This window comes from Pseudomonas sp. P4_C1 (assembly GCF_056402155.1).
Window position 1 is genome coordinate 23,174 of sequence record NZ_JBFUHY010000063.1, and the last position, 6,474, is coordinate 29,647.

Sequence of the window (6,474 nt, forward strand, 5' to 3'; positions counted from 1 at the left end):
GGTCGGCGTCCTTATTTGCGTACCACCAGATCCAGCAATTGCTCGCGCTCCTTGATTTTTTGCAGGACGATTTCCGAACGTATATCGGTGACGCCGGCGGTACGGTTGAGGTGGTTGACGATGAAATCCGAGAAGTGTTTGAGGTTGCGGGTCTGGACCCGCAACACATAGTTGCTCGCCCCGGTAACGACATAGGCAGTGACCACCTCCGGCCACTGCTGAACCTTCTTGATGAAGGTCTCGTGCCAGTCCTCGACGTCCTGTCGCAGCGACACATGAACGATGGCTTCCAGTTCAATGCCCAGCCGCTCGGCATTCAGCACCGCGCGATAGCCGGTGATGATTCCTTCGCTTTCCAGCAGGCGCAAACGACGCAGGCAAGCCGACGGTGACAAGGCGACTTTCTCCGCCAATTCCTGATTGCTGATACGGCCATCCTGTTGCAATTGATGCAGGATTCGCAGGTCTGTCGAGTCAAGATTCATGGTTTGAATAAATCCGCGGTTATTGGGCATTGATTCGAATATTCTGCGAAATAACTACTACATGACCGGTTGCTTTGCACGAAAATTCTTCAAAGGTTCGTTCATTATCTCTCCATCGAAAGGCAAGCGAATCACCTGGTTCCGGTCAGTTAGGTTTCTGAACACTGCAGTCCTTGTGGGAGCGAGTGTTAACTGATCAGTATCAGGTGAATTGCCTTTATTCAGGGCGCCTGAACCGGCTGCTGCAACCTGCCCGGATGGCGTCGCATAACAAAAAACAGGACACCCAATGACGACAAGAAACAGTTGCCTGGCGCTTGATGCCCAGGACGCGCTGGCGCCCCTGCGCCAGCAGTTTGCGCTCCCCGAGGGCGTTATTTATCTCGATGGCAATTCCTTGGGGGCGCGGCCGGTCGCTGCATTGGCCCGGGCGCAAGCGGTGGTCGCCGAGGAGTGGGGCAACGGCTTGATCCGCAGCTGGAACAGCGCAGGCTGGCGCGAGCTGTCGGAGCGTCTGGGCAACCGCCTGGCGGGCTTGATCGGTGCGGGGGAGGGGGAAGTCGTGGTGACCGATACCACTTCGATCAACCTGTTCAAAGTGCTGGGCGCCGCTTTGCGCGTTCAGGCCACCAGGTCGCCGCAGCGACGGGTGATCGTCAGCGAATCGAGCAATTTCCCCACCGACCTGTACATCGCCGAAGGCCTCGCGCAGATGCTGCAACAGGGTTACACCCTGCGTCTGGTAGACAGTCCTGAAGCGTTACCGCAAGCGATTGACCAGGACACGGCGGTGGTCATGCTCACCCACGTCAATTACAAGACCGGCTACATGCACGACATGCAGGCTCTGACCGCGCTGACCCACGAATGTGGCGCGCTGGCCATCTGGGACCTGGCACATTCCGCTGGCGCCGTGCCGGTCGACCTGCACCAGGCGGGTGCCGATTACGCCATCGGCTGCACCTACAAGTACCTCAATGGCGGGCCGGGTTCGCAGGCCTTTGTCTGGGTTTCGCCACAGTTGTGCGATCTGGTGCCGCAGCCGTTGTCCGGCTGGTTCGGCCACTCGCGGCAGTTCGCCATGGAGTCGCATTACGAGCCGAGCAGCGGCATCGCGCGCTACCTGTGCGGTACCCAGCCGATTACCTCTTTGGCGATGGTTGAGTGCGGCCTGGACGTGTTCGCCCAGACCGACATGGCCAGCTTGCGCCGCAAATCCCTGGCTCTGACGGACCTGTTCATCGAATTGGTCGAGCAGCGTTGCGCGGCTCACGAACTGAAGCTGATCACACCCCGTGAGCACGCCAGACGAGGCAGTCACGTCAGCTTCGAACACCCGGAAGGTTATGCGGTGATCCAGGCCCTGATCGAGCGTGGCGTGATTGGTGACTACCGCGAGCCACACATCATGCGTTTCGGCTTCACCCCGCTGTACACGACCTTCACCGAAGTCTGGGATGCGGTACAGATCCTCGGCGAGATCCTCGACCGGAACACCTGGTCGCAAGCGCAATTCCAGGTTCGCCACAGCGTGACCTGAACCCTGAGGCGTCCGTGTCCTGCTGCGGGAACTTCCCTGCGGCAGGGCTTCGGCCGCCGGCAATAACCAGTTCTGCAATCACAATAATAAGGAGCACGCAGAATGAAACTGTCCCTCTGGCCTGCCTTGCCGCTCGCCATCTCCAGTTGCCTTGGCCAAATGGCCTGTGCCGCCTCTGACAACGGATTTGTCGAAGACAGCAGCCTGACCCTGACCAACCGTAACTTCTATTTCTATCGCAATAACCTCAACAACCCGGGTGGTCAGAACTATCGGGACGAGTGGGCCCACGGGATCATGCTCGATTACCGCTCCGGCTACACCCAGGGAACGGTAGGGTTCGGGGTCGATGCCTATGCGCAGTTGGGCCTCAAGCTCGACAGTGGCAAGGGACGCACGGGCACGGGTCTGCTGCCGGTCGATGCCGATGGTCGTCCCGAGGATGAATATTCCGAAGCGGGCGGTGCGGTGAAGGCGCGGATTTCGCAGACCGAATTCAAGTACGGCAACCTGACTCCGCTCAATCCGGTGTTCGGCACTGGCAATGCGCGTCTGTTCACCAGTGTTGCCACCGGCTTTCAGTTGACCAGCAATGAACTCAAGGCATTGCAACTGGACATCGGTCACTTCACTGCTGGCAACGACAGTAATTCGACCAATGCCAATGGCGCGCTCAAAGCGCTGTACGCCGGCGTGGAAACCCGCAGCGTCGATTATCTGGGCGGTAGCTATGCGCTGAGCGATCAACTGAGTGTCAGCCTCTACGGTTCGCAGTTCACCGACATCTGGCGCCAGTACTACGCCAATACCAACTACACCTTTGCCCTTGGCGAAGGCCAGTCGCTGAACCTGGATTTCAATCTCTATCGCACCAACGACAGTGGCCAGAGCCTGGCTGGCAAGATCGACAACACCACCTGGTCGCTGTCCACCGCGTACAAGTTCGGTGCCCATCGGTTGACCCTGGCGTACCAGCGGGTCGATGGCGACGAGCCGTTCGATTACCTGGGCTTCGACCAGCAGCCAGGCACGTCGATCTTCCTCGCCAACTCGATTCAGGTTCTCGATTTCAACGCCCCCAACGAACGCTCCTGGCAACTGCGTTATGACCTGGACATGGCGCCTTTCGGCGTGCCGGGCCTGAGTTTCATGTCGCGTTACGTCAGTGGCGACCACATCGATGACAGCCATTACGACGGCGGACCCAATGGCGCCTATGGACGTTACGGCGATGACGGCAAACGCTGGGAGCGCGACATCGAGGCGCGCTATGTCGTGCAGTCGGGCAAGGCCAGGGATCTTTCAATACGCGTGCGTCAGGCCAGTGTGCGTTCCACTGCGCAGGTCGCCCGTGCCGACACCACGGACAACAACGAGGTCCGGGTGATCATCGAATATCCGCTGAGTATTTTCTGATCCGTGTCCTGCTGTGCGTGGCTGATCCCCACCGTTAAATCCACGACGTGCTCTTCAAGAAAGACAAAATCCAGAGGACATAAAAATGACCGATAACTCCGGTTTCGAAACGATATCCAACCGTGAACACGGTTTGCGGCGTCAGCTGACGTCGGGGCAGATGAGCATGATCGCCATTGGCGGTGCAATTGGTACCGGGCTGTTCATGGGCAGTGCCTATGCCATCGGTTATGCCGGGCCGAGCGTACTACTCAGCTATGCCATCGGCGCAATCATCACCTTGCTGTTGATGGGCTGCCTGGCCGAAATGACCGTGGCCCATTCGACCTCGGGTTCGTTCGGTGCCTACGCCGAATTTTATGTCAGTCCCTTGGCCGGGTTCCTGGTGCGCTATGCCTACTGGGCGGCGATTGTGCTGGCGGTCGGCACGGAAGTGACGGCGGTGGCGATGTACATGAAGTACTGGTTTGCCAACGTGCCGGAGTGGATATGGATCGTCTCTTTCTCCAGTGTGTTGATCGTGCTCAATGCCATCAGCGTGAAGACTTTCGGCACCTTCGAGTACTGGTTCTCGACCATCAAGATCGGTGCGATTGTCGGCTTCATCATCCTGGCGGTGTATGTGGTGTTCGGTTCCGGTAATCCGGACTACGGCGTGCACAATTACACCGCTCACGGCGGTTTCTTCCCCAATGGTCTGCAAGGGATGTGGATTGCAGTGATCGTGTCGATCTTCAGCTACCTGAGCGTGGAGATGATCGCGGTGGCTGCCGGTGAGGCAAAAGACCCGGAGCAAGCGGTAAAGAAAGCCTTTCGCGGGACTATCGTGCGCCTGGTGGTGTTCTACCTGCTGACCCTGGCGTTGATGCTGGCAATCGTGCCTTGGGTCCAGGCTGGCCATGCGCAGAGTCCGTTCGTCACGGTGATGCAAGCCATCGGCATTCCCGGCGCCACCGGCGTGATGAACTTCGTGATCCTGATTGCGGCGTTGTCGGCGATGAACAGCCAGTTGTACATCACTACGCGCATGATGTTCAGCCTGTCCCGTGCCGGCTACGCGCCAAAATCCATGGGTGTGTTGAGCAAGACCGGGATCCCGTTGAACGCGTTGTTGCTCTCGAGCTCGGGGATCGCCCTGGCGACCTTGCTCAACATCCTGTACCCGGAAAGTTCGTTCACCCTGATGATGGCGATCTCGATGTTCGGCGCGATCTTTACCTGGTTCATGATCTTCCTCACGCACTTCTGTTTCCGTCGTTTTCACGAGCGCAATGGCAACCGCAAACTGTCGTTCCGGATGCGTCTGTTTCCCTACAGCACATTGCTGGGGTTGGTGCTGATGGGGGCGGTGATGATCACGACCTATTTCACTGAGGCCTTCAAGATGACCCTGGTGTTCGGTGTGCCGTTTCTGCTGGTGCTGTCGATTGTCTACGGTATCTTCTTCAGGAAAACCCGGGCGGTCACGCGTCAAGAGCGAAAAATACTGGCCCCATAAAAAATGCCCGTATCTCACGATACGGGCATTCTTCAACCTGCAAAGCTTGCCTTGCCGTCATGACTCTGTCGTAAAGGTCAGCTGGCTTGGGTGCTGCATTCGAGGCTTGAGGCCGCACCACAGATCAGCTGTTGGTGCGGTCGGCTGCCTTGGCTTTGCTTTGAGCTACGGAGGCTTCAGCCTTGTGTTTCTGGGCAACCTGGTAGGTTTCCATCGAGACTTTCCGGGCCGACTCCATGCGTGCGACGGTCCGGTCACCGCCACCTGTGGCCATCGCCAGAGAAGAAGCGGTCAGGGTGGCGACTACGAAGAGAACTTTCATGGATTTCATTTGGGGATCCTCAAGTGAAATTTGTTAACGGTTAAAGCGCGATTCATTGGCGAGCGCTGAACGTCCTTGTTCAACCGGACTTCACCAGCCCGCCAGGGCGGCGTTGCCAGGTGTCGCGGTGCCTTGCTCCAGGCGCGCTTGGGCGTCTCTGTCTTTGGCCCAGACGGTGAGCAGTACCATCATTCCGAAACCGCCGACGATGAGCACCGGATAGGCGGCCAGCAACTCCAGCAGGGAGTACTTCCAGGCCAGCGGACGACCCACACCCAGCAGGGCGGCATAGAACCACGACACGCCAGAGAACGCCCCCGAGAACAGCGCCAGCATGCGCAGGCTGAAGGAGAGCTTCAGTAACGAGCCGGCTTTTTTCAGCGCCGGCAATACAGCGCGATGCAACACGAAGCCGTTAATGGTCAACAGCACAACGATGCCGATCTTGGCTTGTATTTTTGGATTGAGGAAATACTCCATTCCCTTGCCGGAATAATCGATCCCGACAATAGCAATGCCTGTAATCCAGAGCCAGACAAGTGCAATCGATACGGTTTTTTGAAGACTGTCCATGTGCGCGTCATCATGGTGACCCGACACATCGCCCTTCAAGAGTTGCTGGACCATTGCAATGTCACTGGTCAACACCAACCCGATTGCCACGCAGCAGGCGATAAGATGGAAATATACAACGCCCAAGCGCAAATATTCCACGGTGGACGAAGAAAACATACTAAGTTCCATGGTTACCTCTTGGATTCAATAGTGAATCGACTTGGCTCTCGGCACGGCATAATTAAAGTTTACCGTTGCTGATTTCAGTTAAGACTCGGCCATTACGATTAGTTAATCTTGCGGCATGATGCTGCGAAGATAAGAGTGACGCTCGCGAATGAACTTTCAGTCATTCGAATGTTTTCACTTTCAGGTAACAATAAATATCATCCRCACTGGGTGCCAATGAGGTTTAACTTGCGCGGATCAGGCAATGCTGGTGGGGTCGGCAGGGCTTCCACCCCATTCGAGGAAACGAAGCTTGTGAATCTCGCCCTCGCTGTCTTCGTAGACCAGGGTCACCGGCACCATGCCGGTCTTGTCGGAGGTATCGGTGCGCTGCAGTACCCGTTTCACATCGATTTCCATTCCGTAGTGGTAGTCGACGGCGGAGAGATGCGCGCCGGGTTCTTGCAGGCTGTTCTGGTCGAAGACACTG

7 protein-coding genes are annotated in these 6,474 nt (G+C 57.3%); 3 read left to right on the forward strand and 4 right to left on the reverse strand.

Annotation, left to right across the window (positions count from 1 at the left end; genetic code table 11):
• Positions 1 to 11 precede the first annotated feature (11 nt).
• A complete protein-coding gene (locus tag AC1DU9_RS23415) occupies positions 12 to 485 on the reverse strand; it encodes an Lrp/AsnC family transcriptional regulator (RefSeq protein WP_223463364.1) in 474 nt (157 codons plus the stop codon).
• Between the two features lie 289 nt (positions 486 to 774).
• On the opposite strand from AC1DU9_RS23415, the gene kynU reads away from it, so the two are divergent.
• From kynU to AC1DU9_RS23430, 3 genes are all read left to right on the forward strand, one after another.
• Complete coding sequence (gene kynU, locus AC1DU9_RS23420; protein ID WP_223463365.1) at positions 775 to 2,025, forward strand: kynureninase; 1,251 nt, start codon at positions 775 to 777, stop codon at positions 2,023 to 2,025.
• A gap of 102 nt (positions 2,026 to 2,127) precedes the next feature.
• Positions 2,128 to 3,441, forward strand: a complete 1,314-nt coding sequence (locus tag AC1DU9_RS23425) for an OprD family porin (protein WP_223463366.1) — start codon at positions 2,128 to 2,130, stop codon at positions 3,439 to 3,441.
• 85 nt (positions 3,442 to 3,526) lie between these two features.
• A complete protein-coding gene (locus AC1DU9_RS23430; protein WP_223463367.1) occupies positions 3,527 to 4,939 on the forward strand; it encodes an amino acid permease in 1,413 nt (470 codons plus the stop codon).
• A 124-nt stretch (positions 4,940 to 5,063) separates the two neighbouring features.
• Here the strand turns inward: AC1DU9_RS23430 and AC1DU9_RS23435 are convergent, their stop codons facing one another.
• The 3 genes from AC1DU9_RS23435 to AC1DU9_RS23445 form a co-directional block, all read right to left on the reverse strand.
• Positions 5,064 to 5,270 (reverse strand): co-regulatory protein PtrA N-terminal domain-containing protein, encoded by a 207-nt coding sequence (locus tag AC1DU9_RS23435; RefSeq protein WP_223463368.1) that lies wholly within the window; start codon positions 5,268 to 5,270, stop codon positions 5,064 to 5,066.
• Positions 5,271 to 5,351: 81 nt separating this feature from the next.
• Positions 5,352 to 6,005: a hypothetical protein gene (locus AC1DU9_RS23440; protein ID WP_223463369.1), complete on the reverse strand. Its 654-nt coding sequence runs from the start codon at positions 6,003 to 6,005 to the stop codon at positions 5,352 to 5,354.
• Positions 6,006 to 6,242: 237 nt separating this feature from the next.
• On the reverse strand, positions 6,243 to 6,474 hold a 232-nt coding region (locus AC1DU9_RS23445), incomplete at its 5' end, for a DUF2790 domain-containing protein (RefSeq protein ID WP_477810859.1).